Consider the following 26,097-nt stretch of genomic DNA (forward strand, 5'->3'; position numbering starts at 1 on the left):
ATGTGCTTTTATGCGGCCTGATCGAGCTTGACCTTCGAGCCCGTCGCCAGTTCGATGATCCCTTCCTGCGAAATCGGCTTGCCGGAATGTCCGCCGAGTTCGCCCGCTATCAGGCCTTCGCGCATGACGAGCACGCGGTCGGCCACGCCGATCACTTCCGGCAACTCGCTCGAAATAACGATGAGGCCGACGCCCGAGCGCGCCAGTTCGTTGATGATTCGATAAATCTCCGACTTCGCGCCGATGTCGACACCGCGCGTCGGTTCATCGAGGATCAGCACGTGCGGCCGCGTTTCGAGCAGACGCGATAGCAGCACCTTCTGCTGGTTGCCGCCCGATAACGCGCCCGCGTTCACCCGCATGTTCGGCACGCGGATGGTGAGCGCGGCGATTGCCTCGCGCGCGCGGTTGTTGCCGTGCGCAATGTCCATCACGCCCATCTTGGAATCGCGTCCGGCGACCGCGACGTTGATGTTGTCGCGCACGCTCATGTCGAGAAACAAGCCCTGACCCTTGCGGTCTTCGGTGAGATAGACGAGGCCGGCGTCGATGGCATCGCGCGGCGTGCGCACCTTGAGCGGCTTGCCGTGCATCAGGATGTCGCCGCGCGTGCGTTCTTCCGCGCCGAAGATGAGGCGCGCGAGTTCCGTGCGTCCCGCGCCGACGAGTCCCGCGATGCCGAGCACTTCGCCCGCGTGCAGTTCGAGACTGCAGCCGCGCACGCGGCGGTCGTCGGCGATATCGCGCACCGACAGCACGATCTTGCCGGGATCGTAAGGCGCGTGTTCCTTCTTGTAGAAGCCGGAGATGTCGCGGCCCACCATCATCTTCACGAGGCTCTCGGCGGAGAGTTCGTCGCGCTTGAGCGTGCCGACGTAGCTGCCGTCGCGCAGCACGGAAACGCGATCCGACAGCTCGTAAATCTCCGCCATGCGATGGCTGATGTAGATGATTGCGATGCCTTCCGCGCGCAATGTGCGCACGAGCTCGAACAGCCTGTCCGTTTCGCGCGATGAGAGCGGCGTGGTCGGCTCGTCCATCACGAGGATGCGCGCGTGGGCGTGCACGGCGCGCGCGATTTCCACGAGCTGCCGTTCCGCGATGGAAAGATCGCCGACGAGCGTGTGCGGCTTGAACGACGCGCCCAGCCGCTTCAATACGTCCACGCAGCCGCGCTCCATGCCGGCGCGATCCACGACGGACCACGGACCTCGGCCCTTGCGCAGTTCGCGGCCCGCGTAGATGTTCTCGGCCACCGAAAGGTTGGGCGCGAGACTCAGTTCCTGATAAATCACGGCGACGCCGAGCGCACGCGCCGCGAGCGGACCGTCGATGACGACCGGCTTGCCATCGATGAGAATTTGCCCGCCTGCATCGGCCTGATATGCGCCCGACAGGATTTTCATGAGCGTGGATTTGCCCGCGCCGTTTTCGCCCATCAGCGAATGCACTTCGCCTGGAAAGACCGAAAGACGGACGTCGTTCAGCGCGCGCACGCCCGGAAACGTCTTGCTGATGCCGCGCATTTCCAGAAGCGGCGTACGCGGGTCCGCGGTGTCATGCGGCATGGTTCACCTCTTGCGTTTTGATGCCCGCGTGGCGAAAGCCGGCGCGCGGGGAGAAGTTGTAGAACATGGGCAACGTGGCGGCGCCGATCGCGCCCGCATCCGGGCCGAAGGTGCCGCGCACGAGCGCGGGCGTGCCGCGTGCCTCGGGCGCGTTGGCGGTCATCGTGGTCCGGAGGCGCGCGACGAGCCGGTCGAGCAGGCCGCCGTCGATGTCGGAATCGATCACGACCATCGGCACGTCGAGCACGCACAAGGTTGCGCGCAACGCGGGCGCGAGGGCTTCGATGCAATCCTCGATCCATTCGTCGACGGCGGGCAGGCGTTGTTCGATGCACGCCTGCAAGTCGACGCGGTTGTCCGCCGCCGCGCCGCTGTAGTGCAGATGCCGCACGAGCGCATTGAGCGAGGCGCGCGACAGCAAAATGTCCCACTGCCCAACGGGTTGCGGGGCGGACGGCAGGCGGCTTGGCGGCACGGGAATCACGCCGATATCGCCCGCGTTGCCGGATGCGCCGCGCAGACAATCGCCGTCGATGGCAATGCCGCCGCCGATCGCCGAGCCCAGGAACAGGTAGATGAAGTCGTCGCACGTGCGGCCGTGACCGTAGAACAGTTCTGCGGTGGCGGCGGCGTTGCCGTCGTTTTCGCTGAAGACGGGCAGGTTGAGCGCGCGCGATAGGGCGTCGGGGAAATCGGTTTCGTCCCAGGCGCGGAAGTTTTCGGCGGGCAGGCCGAGCTCGCGCAGCCAGCTGCCGAGATTGAACGGCTGCGCGATGCCGATGCCCGCGAGCCGTTCACGTTCGGACGCGCTAAGCAGCGCGAGCATCTGTTCGACATCGCGCCGCACGATTTCGAGCACGACCGACGGATGCGGCAGCACCATGTCGATGGCGCTGCGCCCGAGCACGTCGCCCGCGAAATTGACGAGCACCGTCTCGATGCCGGTGCGGTCCAGCCGCACGCCGATACCGAACGCGCCGCGTGGATCGAGCCGGATGAGCGCGGCCGGCTGACCGCGCTGGCCTTCGATCCGGCGTCCGGTGTACTCGATGAGCCCGGCCTTGCCGAGCGACTCGATGATGCTGCCAACCGCCGTGCTCGTCAGATTCGCGTGACGCGCGAGATCGGCCTTCGATGCGGGCTCGGTGCGCCGCAGCGCCTGCAACAGCAGGCGTTCGTTGTAGCGCCGGACGTTCGCGGAGTTGCTGCCTCTGCCGCTTGCTGGTTTCACGCGCCTGTCTCCTGTCGAGTCAGCGCATGAAGCGCTGCTCGTTGTCTCGTGTCGCCCTCATGCGGGGCATTAATTAAATCAAGTTGATTTATTTAAAGACGGCGGCGCGTTCTTGTAAAGAGAGGGAATTCCCCAAGCCTGCTTTTAAGCAGCGAATGAAAACCATCCGTGGCATGCGTTGCAAGCAACGCTCCCGACGAATGTGCGCCTTTCACACTAGGCGATAGACCCTGCAGTTCCAAGTTTCGGGCGTCCGTGCCTTTGCCTGCGTGGCGATGAGCGTTGTGCTATCGTCGGCGACACTTTTCGACATTGCGGTTGCGCCATCATGTTTTCGATCTCTCAGTCGGCCCACGCGAGTAAAACTGCCCAGTACGACGATCTGCTTCAACAGGTGCGCTCGCTGCTGGCGGACGAAAGCGATTTCATCGCCAACGCGGCTAACTTTTCGGCGCTGGTTTTTCACTCGCTGCCTGATTTGAATTGGGCGGGCTTTTATCTTTTCGACGGCGCCGAGCTCGTCGTCGGGCCGTTTCAAGGCAAGCCGGCGTGCGTGCGAATTGCGCTTGGACGCGGCGTGTGCGGCACGGCGGCACGCGACCGGCGCACGCAAGTCGTGCCGGACGTCGAGGCGTTTCCGGGTCATATCACGTGCGACTCGGCGTCGCGTTCGGAGATCGTCGTGCCGCTCGTCGATGCCGCTGGCGTTCTGATCGGCGTATGGGATGTGGATAGCCCGATTCCCGGCCGCTTCGACGATGAAGACGCCACGGGCATGGAGGCGCTGTGCACGGCGTTCGTAGCGATTGCGTGGAGCAAGCGCGCGAAGGGCTGATGGCCGTTTCTTTGAAGCGCGCGGTTTTGCAATCGGCGCGGTATGCGCTTGCAGTTCCCGTTTAGCTCGACGCGAGACACGCTCCGGTCGAGATCACGCGGTAGTTCGCTGGGCGCTTGCGGCTCTACTCCGCTCAACGCGTCTCACGCAGTGGGAGCAATCCCGCAATAGTTCGCTGGCCGTGCGCGGCATCACTCCGCTCAACGCAATCCATCCGTCGAACGTGGCCACGCGGTAGTTCGCTGCGTTTCGGCAAGCGTCTTCCCCGCCTGCGGCTACAATGGGGCGACCCTAACGCCCTCCATTCCGATGCCGAGCCTTGCCCGCCGCCGTCTGCTTGCCGCGTGCGCCCTGAGCGCGAGCGGCCTGGTTCGTGTTCGCGATGCGCGCGCCGCCGATGGCCGCGCTACCATCGCGCTCGTGATGAAGTCGGTGAACGATCCTTTCGTCGTGTCCATGATCGACGGCGCAAACAACTACCAGCGCCATTTCGCGTCGCAACTGGATTTGATCGCGCGCGGCACGCAGGGCGACAACGACGTCGCCGCGCAAATTCAAATCGTCGAGTCTTTGATCGATGCGAAGGTCCAGGCCATCGTGATCGCGCCGACGGATTCGAAAGCGCTGCTTCCCTCGGCCACGAAGGCGATACGCGCGGGCATCATCGTGATCGCCATCGACAACGCATTCGACGACGACGCCGACGACCCGGCGTTCACCATTCCCTTCGTTGGTCCGGACAGCCGCCGTGGCGCGCGGCTCGTCGGCAATTATCTCGGCTCGAAGCTGAAAGCAGGCGATGAAGTCGGCATCATCGGAGGACCGGCGAACGACCGCAACGCGCAGCAGCGCGCCATCGGCTTCAGGGATGCGATGAACGCGGCGAACGTGCGCGTCGCGGCCGCCGACGCGGGCGACTGGAGTCTCGCGAGCGGCAAGTCCATTGCGCTGCAGATGCTCTACACGCGCCCGACCTTGCGCGGCATGTTGTGCGCGAACGATACCCTCGCGATGGGCGCGATCGATGCCATTCGCATCGCCGGGAAAAAAGGCCGCGTGCTGGTCACGGGCTATAACAACATCGACGCCGTGCAACCGATGCTGGAAGACGGGCGCCTGCTTGCGACGGTCGAGCAGTTCGGTGCGCGTCAGGCGGTATTCGGCGTGGATGTCGCCGTGAAGGCGCTACTGGAGAAACGGCGACAGCGGGATTTGTCGCCGTACATGGAGACGCCGGTGCAGGTGGTGGCGAAGGGGATGAAGCGCCCGCCGAGGCTGGGCGCGTGATCGTAATGCCTGCTGTCGCTCGATGACCTGCGCGTCGCCAGATGGGCCATGCGCGCAGACTGAAGTTCAGCCGATCCTCTCGCTCAACCCACCGCCCCACCCAACAACCCACGCGCCGCCAGACTCCGATACAACGCGCGCACCCCAAACGTCCAGGGCTCGACTTCCGTCGAAAGCTGCACCGTGTTCACGAGTGCGCCCAGACTCGGCGTGGCAATCGTCACCACGTCGCCGAGATGATGCGTAAAGCCGCCGCCCGGCGTGTCGCGGTCCTTGATCGGCGAGAACATCGTCCCGAGGAACAGCATGAAGCCGTCTGGGTATTGGTGATGCGCGCCATGCGTCTGCTTGACGAGGTCGGCGGGATCGCGGCTGATCTCGCTCATATGGCTCACGCCTTCGAGCACGAAATCGTCGTCCGCGCCTTCGATGCGCAGCGACAAAGTCGTGCCGCGCACCGTGTCCAACGTGAAGCGCTCGTCGAACAGGCGCACGAACGGGCCGATCGCGCACGAAGCGTTATTGTCCTTCGCCTTGCCGAGCAACAACGCGCTACGGCCTTCGATATCGCGCAGATTCACGTCGTTGCCAAGCGTGGCGCCAACGATCTCTCCGCGCGCGTTCACCGCCAGCACGATCTCCGGCTCCGGGTTGTTCCATTGCGATGTCGGATAAAGCCCCACGTCCGCGCCAAAGCCCACCGACGACATCGGCTGCGACTTCGAAAACACTTCCGCGTCCGGCCCAATGCCCACTTCCATGTATTGCGACCACGCGCCGCGCCGCTCCAGCTCCGCCTTCAACTTGGCCGCGCTCTCCGAACCGGGCTTGATCTTCGAAAGATCCGCGCCGATCAACTTGTTGATGGTCTCGCGAACTTCCTTCGCCTTCGTCGCATCGCCGCCCGCCTGTTCCTCGATCACGCGTTCCAGCAAGCTCACCGCGAAGGTGACGCCGCACGCCTTCACCGCCTGCACGTCGCAGGGCGCGAGCAGGCGTGGACTGTCGGTTGCGGCATCGAGCGTGGCTTGCAGCAAATCTTCCACGGTGCCGAGGCGTTCGCCTTCAGCCGTGCGCGCGATGTTCACGGCGTCGGGATTGTCGAAGAGATCGGCTGTGGTCGGCGCGGCGCGCGTAATGTCGAACACTTCGCCCCGGCGCACGGCAACGACCGCCGGGCCGTTCACCGGCGCGGGACGCCATACGCGGCCGATCAGCAAGGCATCGGCAAAGTCTTCGGGCAGATACGCGGAAAGGGAAACGGGCTGCATGAGTGGGATCACCGTGCACGGGAAAAGGGAAAACGATCGTAGCCCGCACGTGCGTTAGTGTCCATTGGGTTGCATGTTTATCCAACCTGTTGGAATATGCGCGGTCTCAATCTCGCTTCCGATTTAGTAATAACCGCGACCATCGACATGGATAAAGCCTACGACGTGCCCGCGCTGCGCCGCGCGGGCGACATTCTTCAGACGCTCGCCGACGCCTCCAAGCCCGTGCGCGCCGCCACGCTCGCCGAAACCACCGGGTTGTCGCGCAGCACGCTCTATTTGCTGCTGGAGACGCTTGCGCGCATGCAGTGGATCGAGAAGCGCGACGATGGCTACGTGGTCGGCGTCGGCCTGTTCGAGCTCGGCAACGCGTATGTGCGTCACGACAAGCTGCAGGCGGCGTTTCGCGAGGGCGCGGGCGCGTTCATCAACACGCATAACGAGGTCGTGCAGCTTGCCGTGCTGGATGGCGTGCAGGTCGTGTATGTCGCGCGCGAGGACGCGCATCGGCCGGTGCGGCTCGTATCGGATCTCGGTTCGCGGCTGCCCGCGCATTGCTGCGCGCTCGGCAAGGCGCTGCTGGCCGGTCTCACAGACGATGCCGTCAGCGAACGCCTGCCCGAGCGTCTCGAAGCGGTAACGCCGCGCACCATCACGCGGCGCGCGGCGCTGTTGCGCGAGCTCGCGTCCATTCGCACGAGCGGTCTCGCGCTCGAACGCGAGGAAGTGACAGAAGGGCTTGCGTGTTTCGCGGCTTATGTCGGCATGACGCCGGCGGGCAAGCGCGTGGCGGTATCGACGAGCGTGCCCATCGGAAGACTCGATGCAAAGCGCGAAAAGCAGATTTCGATGGGCATCGTTCAGCTTGCGGCGTTGTTGCGCGGGGCGCTGTGAGCTTGTGTGAAGCGCGCTTCGATCGCCTGCATTTCGCCCGTATCGAACACGTGCCCCACGCCATGCGATGCAATCAGAACGTCGCATGCCGTATGCGTGCAGATCACGTCGCGCATGCGCGCTTCGCCAAATCTCCAGCCGGTTTCCGCTTCGCCGCCTAAAACGATTAGGTCCGCGCCGATCTCGCTTGCGACATCGGCAATTGCCTCGCCGATGCTCACGCCATGCAGCGGCAGCGTGATGCTACGCGCGACGCCATCGATGCCCGCGCGCTCGATCATCCGGGCGCTATAGCGCGTGACGGCGCGCGCGTGATCGTCGATGACCGCGGCGGTCTCCGCGAAATTGCACTCGGCGGTGACGACAGCCCACCACGGCGTCTGATCGACCACATGCAGCGCGGTGAGGCGTGCGTTGCAGTCGCGGGCGCGCGAGATGGCAGTGGTCAGGGCGCTTTCGCTGAGACTCGTGCTGACCGCGACGAGAATGTGCTTGTACATGATGGCCTCCGTTGCAGGGTTTCGATTCGATGAAACGCATGATCGGCGCACAAAGTTAGGAGCGAATGAGCGGCGTGGAAACTTCTACAACGCGCATTTAAAAGCTTCCGGCCGTCGCACTTACGCGGCAGGCGCAAATTCATGCCAACCCGCCCGCACGTTCGCGCCAGGCCGACAAATGCCATCGCGGAACACGATTTGCTTGTTGCCTGCCCTCGGATGATTCCGCTCGGGCGCCCCGGATACGCGGCTTCGATTGCGCGTGGTCCATCCGCAGGTCCAGAACCCGAGGTTCCACCCGGCGCATCGTCCGGGTTTCAACCTGACAAGTGAGCGGCGATGCCAGATCAACACGACTCCGAAGCCCAAGACGACGACCGCGACGACGACCGCAAGCGCGACGACGAAGGCGAGAAAGAAAAAGACAGCAAGGACAGTAAAGACGGTAAGGACGATAAGGGCGAAAAGAAGGGGCCTGGCAAGAAACCCCTGATCATCCTTGGCGTCGTCGTGGTCGTGCTGGCTATCGGCGCCTTCATCTGGTGGTTCATGACGCGCAACGAGATCAGCACCGACGACGCGTACACGGATGGCGACGCCGTGACCATCGCGCCGAAGGTGTCGGGCTATGTCGTGACGATGAACATCGACGACAACCGCTTCGTGCATAAGGACGATCTGCTCATCAAGATCGATCCGCGCGACTATCAGGCGCAACTCGATCAAGCCAACGCGCAGCTCGGGCTTGCCCAGGCGCAGTTGCATGCGCAGGAAACGCAGCTCGAAGTGGCGCGTGTGCAGTATCCGGCGCAGCTCGCGCAGGCACAGGCGCAGGAGCAGAACGCGCGGGCGAATCTCGCGCAGGCGAGCGCGGCGTATCAGCGTCAGCAATCAGTCGATATCCGCGCGACGTCGCAGCAAAACATCGATACCGCGACCGCGCAGCAAAAGAGCGCTGCGGCGAACGTCGCGCAGGCGCGTGCGCAAGTGCGCACGGCGAGCCTCGTGCCGCAACAGATAGCCACCGTGATCGCGGCCGTCGAAGAGAAGCGCCAGCAAGTGCGTCAGGCACAGGCGCAAGTCGAAGCCGCGCAACTGAATCTCTCGTACACGGAACTGCGCGCGCCCGCCGACGGCTGGATCACGCGGCGCAACGTGCAATACGGCACCTTCCTGCAAGCTGGAACGTCGATTCTCACGCTCGTCACCACGCGCGTCTGGGTCACGGCGAACTTCAAGGAGTCGCAACTCGACCGCATGCGTCCCGGCGACAAGGTGAAGCTCGAAGTCGATGCCTATCCGGGCCTCGACCTGCACGGTCACGTCGACAGCGTTCAACTCGGCAGCGGCTCGCGTTTCTCCGCGTTCCCGGCGGAGAACGCCACGGGCAACTTCGTGAAGATCGTGCAGCGCGTGCCCGTGAAAATCGTCATCGACGATGGCATGAAGCCGGGCACGTCGCTGCCGCTCGGGCTGTCGGTCGTGCCGACCGTGATGCTCACGCACTGAGAACCGAGCCATGAGCGATACCGCCGCGCACGATCACAGCAACTGGAAGCCGAAGTCGAACCCGTGGTTGATCGCCGTCGTGGTGACGCTCGCGGCATTCATGGAAGTGCTCGATACGACCATCGTTAACGTCGCGCTGCCGCACATCTCCGGCACCATGTCCGCGAGCTACGACGAAGCCACGTGGACGCTCACGTCCTATCTCGTCGCGAACGGCATCGTGCTGCCGCTGTCCGCCTACTTCTCGAAGATCCTCGGGCGCAAGCGCTACTTCCTGATCTGCATCGCGGCGTTCACCGTGTGTTCGTTTCTGTGCGGCATCGCGACGAATCTCGGGCAGCTCATCATCTTCCGCATTCTGCAGGGCTTTTTCGGCGGCGGTTTGCAGCCGAGCCAGCAGTCGATCATTCTCGATACCTTCCCGCCCGAGCAGCGCGGCCGCGCGTTTTCGATCTCGGCGGTGGCGATCGTCGTGGCGCCCGTTCTCGGGCCGACGCTCGGCGGCTGGATCACCGACAACTTCACCTGGCGCTGGGTCTTTCTGCTCAACGTGCCGGTTGGCGTGCTGACGACCATCGCGGTCATGCAGTTCGTCGAAGATCCGCCGTGGGAAAAGAAGCAGAGCCACAAGGACGTGGGTATCGACGGCGTGGGCATCGGCCTGATCGCGCTCGGACTCGGCTGTCTGCAAGTGTTTCTCGATCGCGGCGAGGACGACGACTGGTTCCATTCGAACTTCATCATCACGTTCGCGGTGCTGGCGGCGGTCGGCATCGTCGGTGCGACATTCTGGCTGTTGTACGCGAAGCGACCCGTGGTCGACCTGCGCGTGCTCAAAGACCGCAACTTCGCGCTGGGGTCGGCGGCCATCGTCGGCTTCGCGTCGGTGCTGTACGGCAGCGCGGTGCTGATACCGCAACTCGCGCAGCAGCAGCTCGGTTACACGGCCACGCTTGCCGGTCTCGTGCTGTCGCCGGGCGCGTTGTTGATCGTGTTCCTGATACCAGTCGTCAGCAAGTTGATGAGCTACGTGCAGACGCGTTATCTGGTCGGCTTCGGCTTCTTTCTGATGGGCGTCGCGCTGCTCTACTCGCATCGACTGGTGCCGAACATCGACTATAGAACGTTGACGATGATGCGCAGCGCGCAGTCGGCCGCCATCGGTTTTCTGTTCGTGCCGGTGACGACGCTCGCCTATCTCTCGCTGCCGAAGTCGATGAACAACGACGCCTCCGCGCTCTTCACCATGTTTCGCAACGTGGCGGGTTCCATCGGCATCTCGCTTGCGACCGCGATGATCCGCGAGCGCACGCAGGCGAACATGGCGCATATGGTCGAGCATCTGACGCCGCTCAACCAGCCGTACAACGACGCGGTGCAGCGCATTGCGCGCACGCTGATGGACACGGGCCAGACCATGTCGCAGGCGATGACGGCCGCAACGGGTCAAATGTACAAGACGCTCGTTTCGCAAGCGACGATCCTCGCCTATCTCGATGTCTTCGCCGCATGCGCGATCTTTTCGTTCATGTTCATTCCGCTCACGTTTTTCTTCTCGCCGGTAAAAGCCGCCGGCGGTGCGGGAGGCCATTGAGATGAAGCCGCGTCTTTCCATTCTGATGCTCGCCTTGCTGACGAGCGCGTGTACCGTCGGACCCGATTACAAGGCGCCGAGCGCCGATGTCCCCGAGGTCTGGAGCGACACGCAGCGCTCGCAGAATCCGCAGAACGATCCGCGCGTGCCGCATGCGGATGCGCCATCGGTCGTGCAGACTGCCGCCGATCCCGATCCGCGCTGGTGGAAGCAGTTCAACGATCCGATGCTCGACTCGCTGATCGACCGCGCGGCGGCGGGCAACCTGAACTTGCAGCAAGCCGTGTTGCGGATAGCGCAGGCGCGCGAACAGAGCGTGTCGGCAGCGGCGCAGGGTTTGCCGCAGGTCAACGCGAGCGCCAGCGTGATGCGCGAGCAACTCGGGCTCAAGGGCATCCTCCAGTCGCAAGGCGTCTATAACCAGATCGATCAGCTTGGCGCGCAAGGCGCGACGCTGCGTCAGGGTCTCGATTCGGCCACCGGGCCGGCGACGATCTATCAAGATGGCTTCGATGCATCGTGGGAACTCGATCTGTTCGGGCGCGTGCGGCGTTCGGTGGAGTCCGCCAATGCGCAGGCCGAGGCAGAGATGGAAAGCCGCAACGACGCGCTCGTCTCGCTCGAATCGGAAGTGGCGCGCACGTATGCGCAGTTGCGCGGCGCACAGTCCATCAAGCAGATCACGCTCGCCGAGATCGAAGCGGAGCAGCAAATTCTCGATCTCACGCGCGAGCAGGCGCGCGTGGGCCTGACGAGCCAGCAGGACGTGCAAAGCGCGAGTGCGCAAGTCGGCACGCTGCAGGCGCAATTGCCGGCGCTCGACGCGCAAATCGCGCAGGCGCTGAATGGGCTCGCCGTGCTGATAGGCAGTCCGCCCGGTACGCTCGATGCCGAGTTGTCCGATGCGCGCGCCGTGCCGCCCGTTCCGCCGATGGTGCCGATCGGGCTTCCCTCGACGCTCGCGCGGCGTCGCCCCGACATCCGTCGCGCCGAAGCGCAGTTGCATGCCGCGACCGCGGAAGTGGGCGTGGCCGTCGCGCAGTTGTATCCGGATATCTCGCTGACGGGTCAGGTCGGCACGCGCGCGTTGAAGGCGAACTATCTTGCACGCTGGTCGAGTCTGTTCTGGTCGGTCGGGCCGAGTATCTCGCTGCCGATCTTCGAAGGCGGGGCGCTGCGCGCCAACATACGCATTTCGAAAGCCGAGGCCGCGCAAGCGGGGCTGGCTTATCGGCAGACCGTGCTCAATGCGTTGCAGGACGTGGATAACGCGCTGGTTTCGTATCGCACGGAACAGGACCGGCGTGCGGCGCTCGTGCGGACTGTCGATGCCAATGAGATCAGCCTGCAACTCGCGACCGATGCTTATCGCAAGGGCATCACCGCATTCGTTACGGTGCTCGATGCGGAGCGCCAGCTTGCGCAGACCCGTGAGCAGCTTGCGCAATCGACGGTGAATGTGACGACCGATCTCATCGCGGTCTATAAGTCACTGGGCGGCGGATGGCAGGACGACGATCCGAACGTGGCCCAGGCGCAGAAGGACGCACGTTCGTAACGCGCAAGGCTTAGCGTCGACGTTTCTTCCATGCGTAATCGGCGGGTGGATCGGCGACTCCGGCTTTGCCAACGGACTGCGGATTCTCGCTGCACAAAGTAACGAACGCGATGTCCTCGCCTTGCGCCTGTCGGCGGCGAAGTGCTTCGGCGTAGTGCAGCGCATCCGCGAGCGCGGTGGGATCGAACCTTCGGTGTTCGGCCTGGGGCGTTGCCTCGTTCAATGTGCCGCTTAGCCAGTAGACGACGAACATCGTGTGAACCTCGGGTTGTGCGGCGACGTCATCGACGCGCCAATGTCGGGAGCGAAGGCGTCACGGCGGTGCAAAAAACGCTCGACGTGTCGCCTGACGGCGGGTGTCATGGGCATCGGGTAATCCCCGAGTGTAATCGCCGTGAGCCATATGCTGTCTGAGGACAGCCAATTGCTCCAAACAGGGAACGCGGGTTGCTTTCGTCCTTGCTTCCTTGAGGGCAACGACATGCAACGACTTGACCGTCTCACCGATGAAGCCGTTTGGCAGATGCCCGAACGCTCGGCCGACAGCGGCGAACCACGCGTGCTGATTGCCGACGACGACATGAACGCGACACGCGCCATTTGTCTCGCGCTCGAGGACGCCGATTTAACCGTGCGCGCCGCCCATACCGGGCTCGATGCCGTGACGGCCGTGCGCAAGTGGCGTCCTGGCGTGGTGCTGCTCGATCTGATGATGCCGCTCGGCGATGGCTGGGAAGTCGCCGAAGTCATCCGCGCCGCCGATCCCGCCATGCTGCTGATTGCGCACACGAGCCGCACGAGCCTGGAAGATCAAACGCGCGCGCGGCTGAAGGGCTTCAATGGATACTTCGTCAAGCCGACCGAACTCGACCGGCTGATCGCCGTGCTGCATGAGTATTATTCGATGCGCCAGGCATGAGCCTCTTCAATGCTCCAGAACCGTGTTGCGCAGAGCGTCCTGCCGCAGGCGCTTCGTTGCGATGCCCGAAGATTTGATCGGCCGTTCCACGGTCTCGGTCTGACGCGCCGGCAGGGTCCGCTGCAATCCCGCGCTATACCCTTTTCTGAAGGCACGGCGGTACGTCCTGCGATACGCTTCGTCGGATGAAAACTCGCCTGCGTGGTCGCCGAGCGCGGCGGTCAGCGCGAGTTGCTCGTGCGTGAGCGTGCGCAAAAGCGCCATGAGCGACCGCTGTGTGGAACTGTCGGCGGCCGCGACGCTATCGGCGAGCGCGGCAATGGCCTGCGCGATATGGTTGCAGCGCTGTTCTATCGATTCCGAATGGCCGATGACGGGATGCCCGTCATTGTCGACCGTGACCTTTACTTCATCCATCGTTTGTTCCTTTACCTTGAAACTCGGGCTGAGCACGCCGATGCAGTGCGACGCGGCATGCCTTTCGAGCACGGCAAGGAAGCATTCCTCAAGGGTGATCGACTGCCGCGGGCGAGCGCGCGAGTGTGCCCGAGTTGCCCCTGCGCCGCAACCTGACGCTGTCGAGGCTCGCGGCGGCTCACAGGTTCGCGCTCTTGCGCTGCAATCCATTGAGTTCGATGCTCAGTCTGTCGATGTCGCGCTGCACGTGCTGTTTGAGCACGTCTTCCCAGTACTGACAATAGCCGGCCCAGAAGGGCATCTGGGTTTTGGCGCAGGCATCCGCCGGTAGCGGATGCGGTAACAGACGGCTCAGACGTCCGATTTCCTCATGCTTCCAGCGAAGCAGCGTGCGTCTCGAACCGCGTTGCGGCGGACACAATTCGTCCATGCGCGCCACCGCGAACCACAGACCTTCGGCGGGACGCGAGGCCATCTTGGTGAGGATGGATGTGTTGGGACGCGGCCCATGGTCGTGACAGATTACGGCACCGATCTGCCCGAGGATATACATGGCTTGCTCGACTGGTTGTTCGGCCTGGTTCTGCATGGCGCCTCTGTCTTTTGTGCGGATGGGAATGATATTGCTGGCGCTCAAAAGTGCCTCTCAGCATGATTTTTCGATGAAGTACGCGGCTTCGTCGTTCTTTATATTGCTAACGTGTTGCTAGCAGGGATTACGATACCGTATCGAAATTTATGTGCAGCATGTGCCGACAAAATAATACAAAGTGACGGTGCGCTGAAAACGGACTCGAAAATGAAAAAAGCCCCTGCTGGCTTAGGGCAGGGGCTCGGGTACTGCTGACTTTCTCGTACTGCGTTTTGCTACGGGTGCTGCTTTGCTTCTGATACTGCTTCACTTTCTCGTACGGCGGATACTGCGGGTGCTTCAGACTACTGGTACTGCGTTGCTACAGTTACTGCTCACTTCTCGTACTGCTGCTGCTTTACTTCCGACACTACTCGACTACCGCGTACTGCGGATGCGACCGGTGCTTCAAAATGCTAGTACCGGTTCACATCCGATGCCACCTCAACTGCTTCAACGATCCATCCTTCCATTTGCAACTAGGACAACACTGCCTTATTAATGCCGAACTTCTTCGAAAGCCGGCATTGAAATGTGCGGGTAGTCCGTTGATTCGACCGGCGGCGGTTCAGCGATTTCCGCTTGTTGCTGACGACTGCGATGCTCGAGCGCCGCATTCACGCCCTTCTCGTAATAAACCTGCGCCGTGTGTTTTTCGAGCGCCTCGACGAGCGGCATTTGCTCTTCCGCAAGCGAGTGCATGAGATGCAGAAGATCGCGCTGCATGACGTCCGAAAACATTGCGAATTGCTCGTAGGCACCGGGCGCGGCAATCATCTCGACCAGCGATGCAAGCAAACGCACGCGGCTCTTGCAGTGCTCGCTGATAGGTGTCGAATGGGAAACAATCGTGTTGCCTTGCGCATCTACCGTGACTTGAGGGGCTTTCATCGCTGACCTTGTTTGCTTGGGATGAGTGTCATTAAACTCGATCGGGCTTAAGAATCTAATGAGACACATCCGAGTATCCGAATCGCTCGATGCAACGGAGCGAATTGTCGAAAGAGCGGGTGAAACATGCGCGATCCGGCTTCGACCAACGGACTGCTCATGATGTCGCCGTCGCTTCGACGCGTTCGACGAGTTCGCGAATCCCTCGTACTAAATAAAATTAGCACATGAAAAACGGGACGGTAAGAAGCTGGCCATCGACTTTCGAGGCGACTAGCAACAAAGCCAAGCACACGCACGGCTGGCTGAAACGTGTTACACATGGAAGACAAAACGCGTTTCAAAAGCCTGCACCGAGGCATGTCTATTGCACGTTTGCGAACTTAAACCTTACTCAGCGAGCCCGACTCTGCCATGCGACGACTCGCCACCCTTTGGCGCCTAGGCCGTGCATTCATACGGGAAAGTCACCATAGCGAGGATGGTGCCTCGATGCAGCGTGTCGCCCGCTTCTTCGCGCTACATGGAGCGCGTGCCGCGCCGCTCGCGTCGAGCTTGCCCGTGCTGCGGCAGTTGCCGCGCGTCCTGAACGCGACGTCCGGCGCGCTCGCACGTCATCCCGCGCTGGCGGAAACGGCGGTGCGCGTTGCGCTGACCGAAATGGACGGGCTTTTCACGCCGTACGATGCCACGCAGTTCCGCGATGTGTCCGCCGCCGCTCTTCGCGCGCAAGGTGTTGCGCTGACGCAGGTGAGCGCCGCGCCGCTGCGCTCGGGCATCGCGGAGCAGACGCATGCGGCGCGCATCGGCGAAATGGCGGTGCGCGTCACGCTCCTGCGTCCGGATGCACGCCAGGAACTCGCGGATGATCTCGATCTCGCGCTCGCCGCCGCGCGTTTTGCGGAACGCCGTTCGGCCAAGGCGCGCGACATGCATCCGTCCGAATGGGTGCGTCGCGTCACCGAAACCGTCGACGCAATGATCGACCTGCGCCAGCGCGCCGCCGACCAGAGCTATTTGCGCTACCGGTTGCGTGACGATAACCGGCTCGCCGTGCCGGAAGTGCTCTGGGACTTTTGCAACGACGCCGTTCTGACCACGCGTTCCATCGCGACCATTCCTCTTTCGGACGCGCAAGCGCTCGCGCGTCACGGACTGGATCAGGCCGATCTCATTGCGACGCTCATCGAAGCGTTCTTCGAAATGGCGCTCGGCGCGGGCCTCTATCACGCCGGACTCGATGCCGCCGGCGCACGGGTGAGCATCGACCCCGACACGTTCGGCCAGATCGTCCTCGAAGCCGACAATCCGACGATGTTTTTCGCCGCGCACGAACGCGAGTTCATCGTCGGCGTGTCGGATGCGCTATTGCAGGGCGATCACAAGGCGGCTGCGCGCGTGCATCTGGAGCACGGACGGCCGGACACGCACTCCATCCATCACGAAGTACGTGTCGAGGCCACGTATCGGCGCGAGGCGGAACGTTTCTCCACGAAGCACACGCGGCATGGTGTGGGCGTGGCACATCTATTCGATGCCATCGGCAAGGCGCCCGTCGAGCACATGTACAGCGCGGCGCACGGGCGCATCGCGTCGCGGGCGATGCTGCTGTCGCGGACGATGGAAGCGGTCGAGCACATGGCGCATGACGTTGCGCCCGACATCGACGTCTGGAAGATCGCGCGCAAGGTCATCGCTCGGCTGGCGCGCGATCAGTTCGGCTGCCATAGTCTCGCGACGCGGCTCGCGCACGAAGCCACTCATTGGCCGCATATGCTGCCGCGTTTGCCCCGGCTTATCGCGCAGCGGGCGGGTGCGGAGCAGCGGTGAGCGAAGCAATCCGCGTGGCGATGCGCGGGCCACGCTGACGGTCATGCGCAGGCTCGCGCGCCTCGGCACGGTGTCGCTTTTCATCGAAACGGTCGGAGTGATTCGATCTACAGGCGTTCCGAGTCTGCATGGCAGACATGACATCGAACGGTAAGACGTCTGCGATCATTAACAAAATAAGCGAAGCTAATTTCATAAGTGATCCTAGGTAACGAGAATTTTATCGGGAACTGTGTCCTAGAATGACACGGGTCGCTTACACCCCGGTAAAGCACCGGAGATTCGTAACGATAAGCCGAAGTATTACTTGTACAAACGCCGGCATGAACACGACGCACCGGGGCGAGGCCGATTCGCATGAAAACACGTCGCGCTCGAACACGTCATTGCGCATCGTTCAACACGAGACTGCGTCCATTGGCGGCCGCCGCCCTGATTGGGTTCGCGACGCCCTCCCAAGCGGGACAGGTTGCGTCGAGCACGACGGGCGCTGTCTTATCGGATGACAGCTCTTATGTGGTTCCTCCGGGCACGACTATCACAACGCAGTCCGAGAACGCAATCGATGTCACGGCCATCGCGCCTGTCACGTTCAACAACGCGGGAGTCATCGTCAGTGCGGTCGACAACCAGGCGGCCGCGATCAAATTCTATGTGCCCGCCACGCTCACCAATAACGCGGGCGGCGCGCTGCTCGGCAATACGTTCGGCGTGCTTTTCGACGGCGGCGGAAATTCCAACGATCTGATCAACCGTGGCGACATAAGCGCACGAACCAGTCACGGTGTCGCGTATATCGACGCGTCGGGGGGGACGTTCGACAACTTCGGCACGGTCAATGGCGCGGTCGCCGGGCCCATCAAGCAAACGCCCAATGGCGTCTATATCGGCTCGACGGGAACGGTGATCATCAACAATCACGCGAAGGCATCGATTGCTTCCGGCGTGGGCGATGCGACCTATGGCGACGGAATATTCGTCGAGACAGGCTCGGTCGTCATCAACAACGACGGATCGATAACCGGTTATCAGGCTGGCGTGGTCAACACCGGAACGCTTCCGATGTCGGTCGTGAACAGCCCGACCGGAAGCATCCAGAGCACCGTTGGCGCAGGTGTTCAACTTCAACAGGACAGCACACTCGTCAATAACGGCAAAATCGCGAGTGCGGGATCGGCGGCGATTCTTCTCGTCGGTTCGAACAATCGCGTGACGCTGGGAACGGGGTCGTCGCTGCAAGGCGCGAATGACAATATCCTCGACATCGAAGGATTGGGAAACACGCTCGCGTTGACCGGCTCGGCCGTGCAGTCCGGGAACATCGCGACGGGCCGCGGGCCGGGATTGAGCCAGCTCACCTCGGGCGTGAAGAGCGTCTGGACGCTGACCGGCAACATCGCGATAGGTGGCACGACGCCGGACGCGCTCAACGTGATCGGCGATCTGACGCTCGGCGGCACGCTCACGCAGCATGGCGGGGCAAGCACGGTGCAGAACAGCGGCAGCCTCACGATCGGTACTGGCAGCGCGGGCGGCTCGCTCGACGGCGACGTCGTGAACAACGGCATGCTGCGCTTCAATCGCAATACGGTGGCGACATTCGCGGGGCAGATCGTCGGCAACGGCACACTCATTCAGGCTGGCAGTGGCGCCACTCACCTGACGAAAGCCGGCTCTAGCCAAGGCACGGTGGTTGTCGAAGCGGGCACGCTCGGCTTCGACCATCCGGGTGCCTTCAACGCCGGCGTATACACCACGCGCGTCGGTGGGACGACAAGCATCTCGGACAAGTCGAGTCTGCAAATCGCCACGGACTTCACGCAGGAAGTAGGCTCGGCGCTGAACGTGGGCATAGGAAAGGTGCAGCCGATCATCACGGCCAGCACGGCGACACTCAGGGGCGCGCTGACCGTGAGCGGTTTCGGAGCCGACGCGCCCAATACGGCCAGCGCGCTTACGAGCACGCAATTCAACATCATTCGGACGACAGGCGGGATCTCGGGCGATTTCGCCAGCGTCGGCTTCTCGGGCACGCAAGGCCCCGCCGATTACCTGACGCTCACCGGCGCGAAAAGCCCCGATGGCCTGAACTATAACGTTGGCTTCGGCCTGACGTGGCGCGCACCGGCCGCTATCGCCAACGGCACCTTCACTCTCGCCGATGCCGCGAGTACCTTCAACCTCGACGTGCCGCTGGCTGACCGGGTCGGTGTCTTCGCGAGCGGCTGGGACGGCCGCACCTTGACGAAGACAGGTCCGGGCCTGTTGATCGTATCGGCGCCGCTAATCCACACCGGCGGCACGCTGATCGACGGCGGCACGCTGAGAACCGATGTGACGGACTCGCTCGCGACCAGCAGCAATGTCAACATCGCGAGCGGCGCCACGCTCGACATGAACGGCTTCGCGCAGCAAATCAACCAGTTGAGCGGCGCGGGCGCAATCGCGCTCGGCGGTGCGGCGCTCACCGCCGTCAATCTCGCCGATACCGCTTTCAGCGGCACGATCGGCGGTAGCGGAAGCGTGGTGAAAACCGGCCCGGCGACCCTGAGCCTGAGTGGCGCGAGCACGTATAGCGGCGGCACGACCATCGCTACGGGCAAGCTGATCGCGGCAACCGGGACCGCACTCGGCGCAGGCGCGGTGACGAATAACGCCATCCTGCAACTGGATTTCGCCAACGACGCCCTGATGCTCAACACACTGAGCGGCTCAGGCGCGCTCTTGAAAACGGGCGTCGGCGCGGCGAATCTCGCCGCCTCCGGTTCGACGCAAGGCGCGGTCAGCGTCGAAGCCGGCACATTACGGCTTTTGCAAACTGGCGCGTTCACGACTGCGGCCGACTGGACCACCGCGTCCGGCGCGACCACGGCGCTGTCGAGCCGCAGCCAGCTCGAAGTCGGCCGCGCCTTCACCATGACCGGCACACTGTCCAGCATCGCGGGGGTTGCCGAACCGGTGATCTCGGCGAGCACGGCATCGATCGGTCCTGGCGCGATCTTCAACCTCGCGGGTTACACGGCAGCGCCCGCGACGAGCGCCGCGCAACTGGCAGCGGGCGCATTCACGGAAATCCACGCGACCACGCCCGGCGGGCTCAGTGGAACGTTCGCATCGACGCGCATCGGCGGCACGGCCAGTTCCGTCGATTTCCTGACGCTCTCGTCCGCTTATACCGCCCAGAACTACAACGTGGGCGTCGGGCTCACGTGGTATGCCGCGCACGGGACGACGCCCGCGACGGCGAACGGCGTCTTCACGCTCGTGCAACCCGGCGATTCGTTCGACATGGACGTCGTTCTCGCCAATGAGACGGCCAATCAGACGACGGGCTGGGATGGCAAGACGCTCACCAAGGCAGGCGCGGGCACGTTGCAATTGTCAAAGGCGAACACGTACACCGGCGCGACGCTGATCGAAGGCGGGACGCTGCAAGCCGGGGCGGAGAATGTCATCGCGCCGAGTTCGCGCGTGATGTTGTCGCCGGGCACGACATTCGATCTGAACGGTTTCAGTCAGCAGGTCACGAGCCTCGCAGGCGCGGGCAACGTCTCGCTCGGCACGGCAACGCTCACGGCAAATTACAGTACGAACACCGTGTTCGACGGTGTCATCAGCGGCTCGGGCGGCTTTACGAAAACCGGCGCCGGCCGGTTGATTCTGAGCGCGGACCACACTTACACGGCGCCGACCACCATTGACGCGGGCGTGCTGCAGCTCGGCACGGGCGGCGCGTCGGGCAGCGTCGCGGGCGATATCGTCAACAACGGCGCGCTGGTGTTCAATCGCAGCGATCGCTACGTCTATGGCCACTCGATCAGCGGAACCGGCGCGTTGACGCAGCAAGGTTCTGGCGCGCTATTGCTGCCGGGCAGCCAGACATACAGCGGGACCACTCAAGTGAATTCGGGCGCGCTCATCCTGACCGACAACGCGCAATTGCCGAACACGCCCCAAGTATCGGTGGCGCAGGGCGCGACATTCGGCGGTTATGGCGGCGTGGGCGGCGCGGTGGTGAACAACGGATTGCTCGCGGTCGCGGATGCAGCGCCCGGTTTCGCGAATGCCGCGGCTGGCGCGTTCAGTATCGGCGGAACGTTGACGAACAACGGCGAAATCCGCATGAGCAGCCCGACGCCCACGAGTACGTTGACGGTCGCGGGCAACTACATCGGCAACAACGGATTGCTGACGTTGAGCACGGCGCTGGGCAGCGACGGTTCCGCGACAGATCGCCTGATCGTGCATGGCGACAGTGCCGGTCAGACCGCCGTGAAAGTGCGGAACGCAGGCGGCGCGGGGGCGATAACGAGCAACGGAATCCGCATCGTTCAGGTGGATGGTCAGTCGAACGGCCAGTTCACGCTCGATGGCCGCGTCGTCGCGGGTCCATACGAATACAACCTGTACAAAGGCGGCGCGAGCACACCCGCCGATGGCAACTGGTATTTGCGAACCTTGACGGACGGACCGTCGCCGACACCGACACCCGCGCCACGACCCGAGCCGGGCGGCTATCTTGGCAATCAGGCAGCGGCGCGCGACATGTTCGTCATGACCTTGCACGACCGCGCGGGCTTCCCCGATCCCTTCGCCGTGGATGGCATGAGCGGCAACGAATCGACGGCCTGGGTGCGCACTCGTGCCGCGCACACCGACGGCAACGCGGCCGGCGGGCGGCTTGCCGAATCCACCGACACCGCGCTCTTTCAGGCGGGCATCGACTTGCTGCATCGCGTGTCGAACGCGCAGCATTGGCAGGCGGGCATCATGGCGGGTTATGGTTCGTCGACGACCGATGCCACTGCGCGTAACAATCCCGCCACCGCGCGAGGCAATGTGAACGGCGCGAGCGCCGGCGTCTACGCGACCTGGCGCGCGAATGCGCTTTCGCCTGTCGGACCTTACGTGGATACGTGGCTGCAATATGCGCACTTCGACAACACGGTCAAGGGCGCGCAACTGAATGGCGAGAGCTACGCGAGCCATACGTGGGGCGGATCGGTCGAAGGCGGATGGGCGTTCGCGGTAGGTCAGACGTCGAGCGGCCCGGTGCTGATCGAGCCGCAAGCGCAAGTCATCTATTCGAACTATGCCGCCGACGATCACGTGGAGTCTGGGGGCACGATCGTCCATGGCGGCAATATCAATGCACTGACGACGCGCGTGGGCATGCGCGTTTTTCACGCGCCGGGATCGGCCGCGGCGCCGGGCTGGCTGCCGTATCTGGAAGTCAACTGGTGGCACGACACGAGCGGCAATTCCATCGCCTTCAATCAGATCGTGGTGTCGCAGGACGGCCCGAGAAATCGCCTCGAAGTAAAGGTCGGCGCGCAGGCGCAACTCGCGCGGAACTGGCGTCTGTGGGGCAACCTCGGCTACCAGCAAGGCGACGGCGGTTATCGCAGCTATCAAGGTTTGCTGGGCGCGCGGTACATCTGGTGAGCACGCGCGCGTCAGCGCGTACCCGGACTCATGCGCTCCCCGATCGCGCGGCACGCGGCCTTGAGCGGTTCGATATAAGTTTCGACAGGCGTCGCGCTCTTTCTGAACAGCGGAATGCTCACGCTTACGCAGCCGAGCGTCGTGCCGTTCGCCCCGACGATCGCGCTGCCATAACAAAAAATCTGCGCTTCGTTTTCCTCGCGGTCTTCCGCATAGCCGCGCGCGTGGCAGGCATCGAGTTCCGCATCGAGCGCGCGACGCTCGGTGATCGTATTCGACGTAAAGCGCTCGAACGCCATGCCTTGCAACAACGCATCGCGCTCGGCACGACCGAGCGTCGACAGATACGCCTTGCCCACTGAACTCGAATAGAGCGTGACGCGCGTGCCGATGCGCGAAGCCATGCGCACCGCATGAGGACTTTCGAGCTTTTCGATATACACCATCTCCGCGCCGCTGCGCACGGCGAGATGCACGGTTTCCTGCGTACTGTCGCGCAGAGCCTGTAACGCGTCGGTGGCGGCGATGCGCAGATCGGAGCGCTCCCAGCTTCGGCTCGCAAGCGACATCAGACGCGGGCCGAGCGCATAACTTCCGCCACGTGCGCTCTCGACCGCGAGCCCTTCGGCAATCAGCGCGCCGACGATGCGATACACCGTCGGACGCGGATAACCCGATCCCGCCGTGAGGCTGGCGACGGTTGGCGGTTCGTCGGCATCGGCGATGAGTTGCAGCACCACCATGAACTTCGAGAACGCGGCGGTGCCGTTGGCTTTCGCCGCGTCGAAGGAGGAGGAAGAGGAGTCGGAAGCTGCGGACATTTTTGGAAACCTGAGTGCGACGGCGCGCCGAGTATATCGGCACGCCGCGTGATCCGTCGATTGGCGCGTCAGGCGATCAGATAGCCGCCATCAACCGGCACGACCGTTCCCGTCATGAACGACGCCGCCGGCGACGCCAGAAACGCCACCACGCGCGCGACATCCTCCGGCAAGCCCCAGCGCTTCATGGGCGTGCGCTCGAGAATGGCTTGCGAGCGGCCGTCGTCCTCCTGCAGCGCCTGCGTAAGCGGCGTGGCAATCCAGCCGGGCGCGACCGCGTTCACGCGAATGCCTTCTGCCGCGTAAGCAATCGCGAGCGACTTCGTCAACTGCGCGACGCCGCCCTTGCTCGCGCTGTACGCGGGCACGAGACCGCCGCCGAAGAACGTCAGCATCGACGCCGTGTTGACGATCGATCCCCGGCTTTTCGCGAGTAACGGTCGCGCCGCCGAGCACATCCGCATGGTGCCGTTGAGATTCACGGCGATCACGCGCTCGAAGGTTTCGATGTCGTGCTCGTCGCCACGCTTGATCATGCCCGCGCAGTTGACGAGCACGTCGAGCGAATCGAGACGCGCGAAAAGATCGGCGGTGCTGGCGGCATCGGCGACATCGAGCGCGGCGACTTCAATTTCCGCGCCGAGCGCGTCCTTCTGGGCTGCCGTCGGCGCGATACCCGCCGCGATGACGCGCGCGCCGAGCGTCGCGAATTCCTGCGCGATGCCCGCGCCGATACCTTGCGTGCCGCCCGTCACGACGACGGTCTTGCCTTTGTACAGATCAGGTTGAAAGGTCATGAGTAGCTTGAATGATCAGACGACGGGAACGGCGGCGGCTTGCGCCTCGGAATCCTGAATCGGCGAGCGCACGACGAACATGTACACGAGCGCGGCGGCGAACGCCACGCCCGCGCTGATCAGGAACGCGTTGACGAACGAATGCGTCTTGTCGACCACGAGCCCGGTGATGAACGGCGCGAACGAACCGCCGAAGTAACCGCCGAAGTTCTGGATGCTCCCGAGCGAGGCCACCATATGACGCGGAGCCGCGACCGAGACGAGCGCCCACGCCGCGCCGCTCGCCATGTTGACGAAGAACATTGCCGCCGACAAATACACGATGGCGAGCGTCAGATTCGGTGTGAACGCGGCCGGCACCGTGAAGAGCGCGCCGCCGATGAGACCCGAGCAGATCGGCCACTTGCGGCTGCGAATGGGTGCGACGCCGCGCGCCATCAGACCATCGGCGATAAAGCCCGACGACAGCATGCCGAGCGTGCCGGCAAGATAGGGGATGGTCACGACCCAGCCGGTCTTCGCAATCGTCAGATGGCGCTCGTGTTCGAGATACGCCGGCAGCCACGTGAGATATAGCCACACCATGTAGATCACGCCCATGAAGCCGAAGATCATGCCCCAGGTCGTCGCCTTGCCGAAGAGACCGCGCCATTCCGCGAACGTCATATTGCGTTCGGCGCGCTGTGCGGGTTCGCCTTCGGTCAGATGCGCGACTTCCTGCGCATCGAGCGTGATGTCCTTGCGGTTCCGGTACACCACATACCAGCCCACCGACACCATGATGCCGAGTACGCCCATGATGACGAACATGTTGCGCCAGCCGAAGTTGAGCAGCAACACGGTGAGAATGGGCGGAGCGAGCGCCGGGCCAATGGTCGACGACGTCACGAAGATGCCGGTCGGCTTGCCGCGTTCGCGCTGCGCGAACCATTCGCTGACCACCTTGGCGCCCGCCGGAAATTGAGGCGCCTCGCCGATACCGAGTGCGATGCGGGCCGCGAGAAACTGATGCAGCGTCGTGACGAGGCCGCCGAACAACTGCGCCACCGACCACACGAACATGCCGAGCCCGAGCATGATGCGCGCGCCGAAGCGATCGAGCATCACGCCGATGGGCAACTGCGAAAACGCGTACGCGAACGAGAATGCTGAGAGCAGCAAGCCCATCTGCGATGCGGACAGCCCCAGCTCCTGTGTGACCGAATGATTCGCGATGGAAAGCGTGCTGCGGTCGAGATAGTTCACGATTCCGGCAAGCGTCAGGAACGTGAGCGCGACCCACTGTATGCGCTTCAGGCGCGGCGATTTACTCTGCATGTTGTCTCCTCCGAGAGCCTTGTTTTTATGCTTCGGTTCGGTTGGCAAAAGGTGCTAGGGAATTGCGTTGCTTCAGACTGTGCTTCAAGCCGTTGCTTCAAGCGTTATTCAGCGAATGAACTGATCGGCGAAATCCGCGCCCAGTCCAACGGCTTCGTAATGCTTGCGGCACATGTCCACCTTCGTGAACACGTCTTCATAACCGGTGTAGTTGCCGTACGGATCGCAATAGAACATCACGCCGTTCACCTGAAAGTAGGTGATCATTTCCTCGACGTCTTCGGGCACGTAAAGCGTGTGCGTTTCGCCGGGCGGCTCGAACACGTAGCTGCCTTCAGTTGCAACCCAGTCATGCTCCAGATAGCGCCAGCGCCCCTTGAGCACCATGCCGTGCACGGCTTGCGGATGACGGTGACGCGACAGCACGCCCGACTTGCGCACGCGCAGCAGGTTCATCCAGTAACCGGTCGACACATTGAGGCACAGCGGACGAAACCAGACGTTCTCGGCTTGCGGGACCCACTCGCGCTCGTCGGTTGGAATCGCGTGACTCACGACGATTTCCTTCTGCGCTTCCTTGGGATTGGGATATTGATACGGCGTGAGGGCATCCGCCGAATTCTTGGGCGCGGGCATTCGCGTCTCCTTGTCCATATTGTGGATGGTTAAACCAAATTATGGACAGATATTCACGCGGCTGCGACAAATTGTCAAGATTCATCACGCGCTTAAAAATAGAGATTCGCACCGACGAAAAAAAAGCGGACCTGCGAGGCAGGTCC

The 26,097-nt window shown here is 63.2% G+C and carries 21 protein-coding genes; 9 read left to right on the forward strand and 12 right to left on the reverse strand.

The window, feature by feature from the left end; genetic code table 11:
- Window positions 1-8: 8 nt before the first annotated feature.
- Together LDZ28_RS24060 and LDZ28_RS24065 are read right to left on the reverse strand one after the other, a co-directional pair.
- The gene (locus tag LDZ28_RS24060) at window positions 9-1,568 is read right to left on the reverse strand and encodes a sugar ABC transporter ATP-binding protein (protein ID WP_244829894.1); all 1,560 of its coding nucleotides are present in this window, start codon (window positions 1,566-1,568) and stop codon (window positions 9-11) included.
- Window positions 1,558-2,799 (reverse strand): ROK family transcriptional regulator, encoded by a 1,242-nt coding sequence (locus LDZ28_RS24065; RefSeq protein WP_244829895.1) that lies wholly within the window; start codon window positions 2,797-2,799, stop codon window positions 1,558-1,560. Before LDZ28_RS24065 ends, LDZ28_RS24060 begins: the two co-directional genes overlap by 11 nt.
- Before the next feature lie 328 nt (window positions 2,800-3,127).
- On the opposite strand from LDZ28_RS24065, the gene LDZ28_RS24070 reads away from it, so the two are divergent.
- The gene (locus LDZ28_RS24070) at window positions 3,128-3,634 is read left to right on the forward strand and encodes a GAF domain-containing protein (protein ID WP_244829896.1); all 507 of its coding nucleotides are present in this window, start codon (window positions 3,128-3,130) and stop codon (window positions 3,632-3,634) included.
- Window positions 3,635-3,943: 309 nt separating this feature from the next.
- A complete protein-coding gene (locus tag LDZ28_RS24075) occupies window positions 3,944-4,921 on the forward strand; it encodes a substrate-binding domain-containing protein (RefSeq protein ID WP_244829897.1) in 978 nt (325 codons plus the stop codon).
- An 83-nt stretch (window positions 4,922-5,004) separates the two neighbouring features.
- Here the strand turns inward: LDZ28_RS24075 and LDZ28_RS24080 are convergent, their stop codons facing one another.
- Window positions 5,005-6,192 carry a fumarylacetoacetate hydrolase family protein gene (locus LDZ28_RS24080; protein ID WP_244829898.1) on the reverse strand — a complete coding sequence of 396 codons (1,188 nt, stop codon included), beginning with the start codon at window positions 6,190-6,192 and terminating at the stop codon, window positions 5,005-5,007.
- Between the two features lie 147 nt (window positions 6,193-6,339).
- Here LDZ28_RS24080 and LDZ28_RS24085 point away from each other — a divergent pair, with 147 nt between their 5' ends.
- Complete coding sequence (locus tag LDZ28_RS24085; RefSeq protein WP_244829899.1) at window positions 6,340-7,086, forward strand: IclR family transcriptional regulator; 747 nt, start codon at window positions 6,340-6,342, stop codon at window positions 7,084-7,086.
- Here LDZ28_RS24085 and LDZ28_RS24090 read toward each other — a convergent pair.
- Window positions 7,053-7,586 (reverse strand): universal stress protein, encoded by a 534-nt coding sequence (locus LDZ28_RS24090; protein ID WP_244829900.1) that lies wholly within the window; start codon window positions 7,584-7,586, stop codon window positions 7,053-7,055. The two genes, LDZ28_RS24085 and LDZ28_RS24090, sit on opposite strands and share 34 nt — an antisense overlap.
- A gap of 339 nt (window positions 7,587-7,925) precedes the next feature.
- Between LDZ28_RS24090 and LDZ28_RS24095 the strand changes: the two genes are divergently transcribed.
- From LDZ28_RS24095 to LDZ28_RS24105, 3 genes are read left to right on the forward strand one after another with little or no spacing between them, the layout of a single operon-like run.
- Window positions 7,926-9,095 (forward strand): HlyD family secretion protein, encoded by a 1,170-nt coding sequence (locus LDZ28_RS24095; protein WP_244829901.1) that lies wholly within the window; start codon window positions 7,926-7,928, stop codon window positions 9,093-9,095.
- Between the two features lie 10 nt (window positions 9,096-9,105).
- Window positions 9,106-10,689 (forward strand): DHA2 family efflux MFS transporter permease subunit, encoded by a 1,584-nt coding sequence (locus LDZ28_RS24100; RefSeq protein WP_244829902.1) that lies wholly within the window; start codon window positions 9,106-9,108, stop codon window positions 10,687-10,689.
- A complete protein-coding gene (locus LDZ28_RS24105) occupies window positions 10,673-12,247 on the forward strand; it encodes an efflux transporter outer membrane subunit (protein WP_244829903.1) in 1,575 nt (524 codons plus the stop codon). Before LDZ28_RS24100 ends, LDZ28_RS24105 begins: the two co-directional genes overlap by 17 nt.
- Before the next feature lie 10 nt (window positions 12,248-12,257).
- Here LDZ28_RS24105 and LDZ28_RS24110 read toward each other — a convergent pair whose 3' ends face one another.
- Window positions 12,258-12,500, reverse strand: a complete 243-nt coding sequence (locus LDZ28_RS24110; RefSeq protein ID WP_244829904.1) for a hypothetical protein — start codon at window positions 12,498-12,500, stop codon at window positions 12,258-12,260.
- A gap of 228 nt (window positions 12,501-12,728) precedes the next feature.
- Here LDZ28_RS24110 and LDZ28_RS24115 point away from each other — a divergent pair, with 228 nt between their 5' ends.
- A complete protein-coding gene (locus LDZ28_RS24115) occupies window positions 12,729-13,166 on the forward strand; it encodes a response regulator (protein WP_244829905.1) in 438 nt (145 codons plus the stop codon).
- 6 nt (window positions 13,167-13,172) lie between these two features.
- Here LDZ28_RS24115 and LDZ28_RS24120 read toward each other — a convergent pair whose 3' ends face one another.
- The 3 genes from LDZ28_RS24120 to LDZ28_RS24130 all read right to left on the reverse strand — a co-directional run bounded on the left by LDZ28_RS24120 (window position 13,173) and on the right by LDZ28_RS24130 (window position 15,105).
- Entirely contained in the window at window positions 13,173-13,583 is a 411-nt protein-coding gene (locus tag LDZ28_RS24120; RefSeq protein ID WP_244829906.1) for a hypothetical protein, read from the reverse strand.
- Between the two features lie 178 nt (window positions 13,584-13,761).
- Window positions 13,762-14,172: a hypothetical protein gene (locus LDZ28_RS24125; RefSeq protein ID WP_244829907.1), complete on the reverse strand. Its 411-nt coding sequence runs from the start codon at window positions 14,170-14,172 to the stop codon at window positions 13,762-13,764.
- Between the two features lie 540 nt (window positions 14,173-14,712).
- Window positions 14,713-15,105 carry a hypothetical protein gene (locus tag LDZ28_RS24130; RefSeq protein ID WP_244829908.1) on the reverse strand — a complete coding sequence of 131 codons (393 nt, stop codon included), beginning with the start codon at window positions 15,103-15,105 and terminating at the stop codon, window positions 14,713-14,715.
- A 492-nt stretch (window positions 15,106-15,597) separates the two neighbouring features.
- Between LDZ28_RS24130 and LDZ28_RS24135 the strand changes: the two genes are divergently transcribed.
- Both LDZ28_RS24135 and LDZ28_RS24140 read left to right on the forward strand, forming a co-directional pair.
- Window positions 15,598-16,935 carry an AarF/UbiB family protein gene (locus LDZ28_RS24135; protein WP_244829909.1) on the forward strand — a complete coding sequence of 446 codons (1,338 nt, stop codon included), beginning with the start codon at window positions 15,598-15,600 and terminating at the stop codon, window positions 16,933-16,935.
- Window positions 16,936-17,352: 417 nt separating this feature from the next.
- On the forward strand, window positions 17,353-22,380 hold the full coding sequence (locus tag LDZ28_RS24140; RefSeq protein WP_244829910.1) for an autotransporter outer membrane beta-barrel domain-containing protein: 5,028 nt from the start codon (window positions 17,353-17,355) through the stop codon (window positions 22,378-22,380).
- Window positions 22,381-22,391: 11 nt separating this feature from the next.
- On the opposite strand, the gene LDZ28_RS24145 is transcribed toward LDZ28_RS24140, so the two are convergent.
- The 4 genes from LDZ28_RS24145 to LDZ28_RS24160 form a co-directional block, all read right to left on the reverse strand.
- A complete protein-coding gene (locus tag LDZ28_RS24145; protein ID WP_244829911.1) occupies window positions 22,392-23,201 on the reverse strand; it encodes an IclR family transcriptional regulator in 810 nt (269 codons plus the stop codon).
- Between the two features lie 68 nt (window positions 23,202-23,269).
- The gene (locus tag LDZ28_RS24150; protein WP_244829912.1) at window positions 23,270-23,998 is read right to left on the reverse strand and encodes an SDR family NAD(P)-dependent oxidoreductase; all 729 of its coding nucleotides are present in this window, start codon (window positions 23,996-23,998) and stop codon (window positions 23,270-23,272) included.
- A gap of 15 nt (window positions 23,999-24,013) precedes the next feature.
- Window positions 24,014-25,315: an MFS transporter gene (locus tag LDZ28_RS24155; RefSeq protein WP_244829913.1), complete on the reverse strand. Its 1,302-nt coding sequence runs from the start codon at window positions 25,313-25,315 to the stop codon at window positions 24,014-24,016.
- Between the two features lie 108 nt (window positions 25,316-25,423).
- Window positions 25,424-25,951: a 2,4'-dihydroxyacetophenone dioxygenase family protein gene (locus tag LDZ28_RS24160; RefSeq protein WP_244829914.1), complete on the reverse strand. Its 528-nt coding sequence runs from the start codon at window positions 25,949-25,951 to the stop codon at window positions 25,424-25,426.
- Between the last annotated feature and the right edge of the window lie 146 nt (window positions 25,952-26,097).

The sequence above is a fragment of the Caballeronia sp. TF1N1 genome (assembly GCF_022878925.1).
In the GTDB taxonomy this organism is placed as follows: Bacteria; Pseudomonadota; Gammaproteobacteria; order Burkholderiales; family Burkholderiaceae; genus Caballeronia.

Coding starts and splice junctions, on each gene's coding strand:
- LDZ28_RS24120 (WP_244829906.1), bottom strand. CDS start 13,583: ATGGATGAAGTAAAGGTCACGGTCGACAATGACGGGCATCCCGTCATC.
- LDZ28_RS24125 (WP_244829907.1), bottom strand. CDS start 14,172: ATGCAGAACCAGGCCGAACAACCAGTCGAGCAAGCCATGTATATCCTC.
- LDZ28_RS24145 (WP_244829911.1), bottom strand. CDS start 23,201: ATGTCCGCAGCTTCCGACTCCTCTTCCTCCTCCTTCGACGCGGCGAAA.
- LDZ28_RS24135 (WP_244829909.1), top strand. CDS start 15,598: ATGCAGCGTGTCGCCCGCTTCTTCGCGCTACATGGAGCGCGTGCCGCG.
- LDZ28_RS24090 (WP_244829900.1), bottom strand. CDS start 7,586: ATGTACAAGCACATTCTCGTCGCGGTCAGCACGAGTCTCAGCGAAAGC.
- LDZ28_RS24080 (WP_244829898.1), bottom strand. CDS start 6,192: ATGCAGCCCGTTTCCCTTTCCGCGTATCTGCCCGAAGACTTTGCCGAT.
- LDZ28_RS24060 (WP_244829894.1), bottom strand. CDS start 1,568: ATGCCGCATGACACCGCGGACCCGCGTACGCCGCTTCTGGAAATGCGC.
- LDZ28_RS24160 (WP_244829914.1), bottom strand. CDS start 25,951: ATGCCCGCGCCCAAGAATTCGGCGGATGCCCTCACGCCGTATCAATAT.
- LDZ28_RS24155 (WP_244829913.1), bottom strand. CDS start 25,315: ATGCAGAGTAAATCGCCGCGCCTGAAGCGCATACAGTGGGTCGCGCTC.
- LDZ28_RS24075 (WP_244829897.1), top strand. CDS start 3,944: ATGCCGAGCCTTGCCCGCCGCCGTCTGCTTGCCGCGTGCGCCCTGAGC.
- LDZ28_RS24100 (WP_244829902.1), top strand. CDS start 9,106: ATGAGCGATACCGCCGCGCACGATCACAGCAACTGGAAGCCGAAGTCG.
- LDZ28_RS24150 (WP_244829912.1), bottom strand. CDS start 23,998: ATGACCTTTCAACCTGATCTGTACAAAGGCAAGACCGTCGTCGTGACG.
- LDZ28_RS24130 (WP_244829908.1), bottom strand. CDS start 15,105: ATGAAAGCCCCTCAAGTCACGGTAGATGCGCAAGGCAACACGATTGTT.
- LDZ28_RS24095 (WP_244829901.1), top strand. CDS start 7,926: ATGCCAGATCAACACGACTCCGAAGCCCAAGACGACGACCGCGACGAC.
- LDZ28_RS24085 (WP_244829899.1), top strand. CDS start 6,340: ATGGATAAAGCCTACGACGTGCCCGCGCTGCGCCGCGCGGGCGACATT.
- LDZ28_RS24110 (WP_244829904.1), bottom strand. CDS start 12,500: ATGTTCGTCGTCTACTGGCTAAGCGGCACATTGAACGAGGCAACGCCC.
- LDZ28_RS24070 (WP_244829896.1), top strand. CDS start 3,128: ATGTTTTCGATCTCTCAGTCGGCCCACGCGAGTAAAACTGCCCAGTAC.
- LDZ28_RS24115 (WP_244829905.1), top strand. CDS start 12,729: ATGCAACGACTTGACCGTCTCACCGATGAAGCCGTTTGGCAGATGCCC.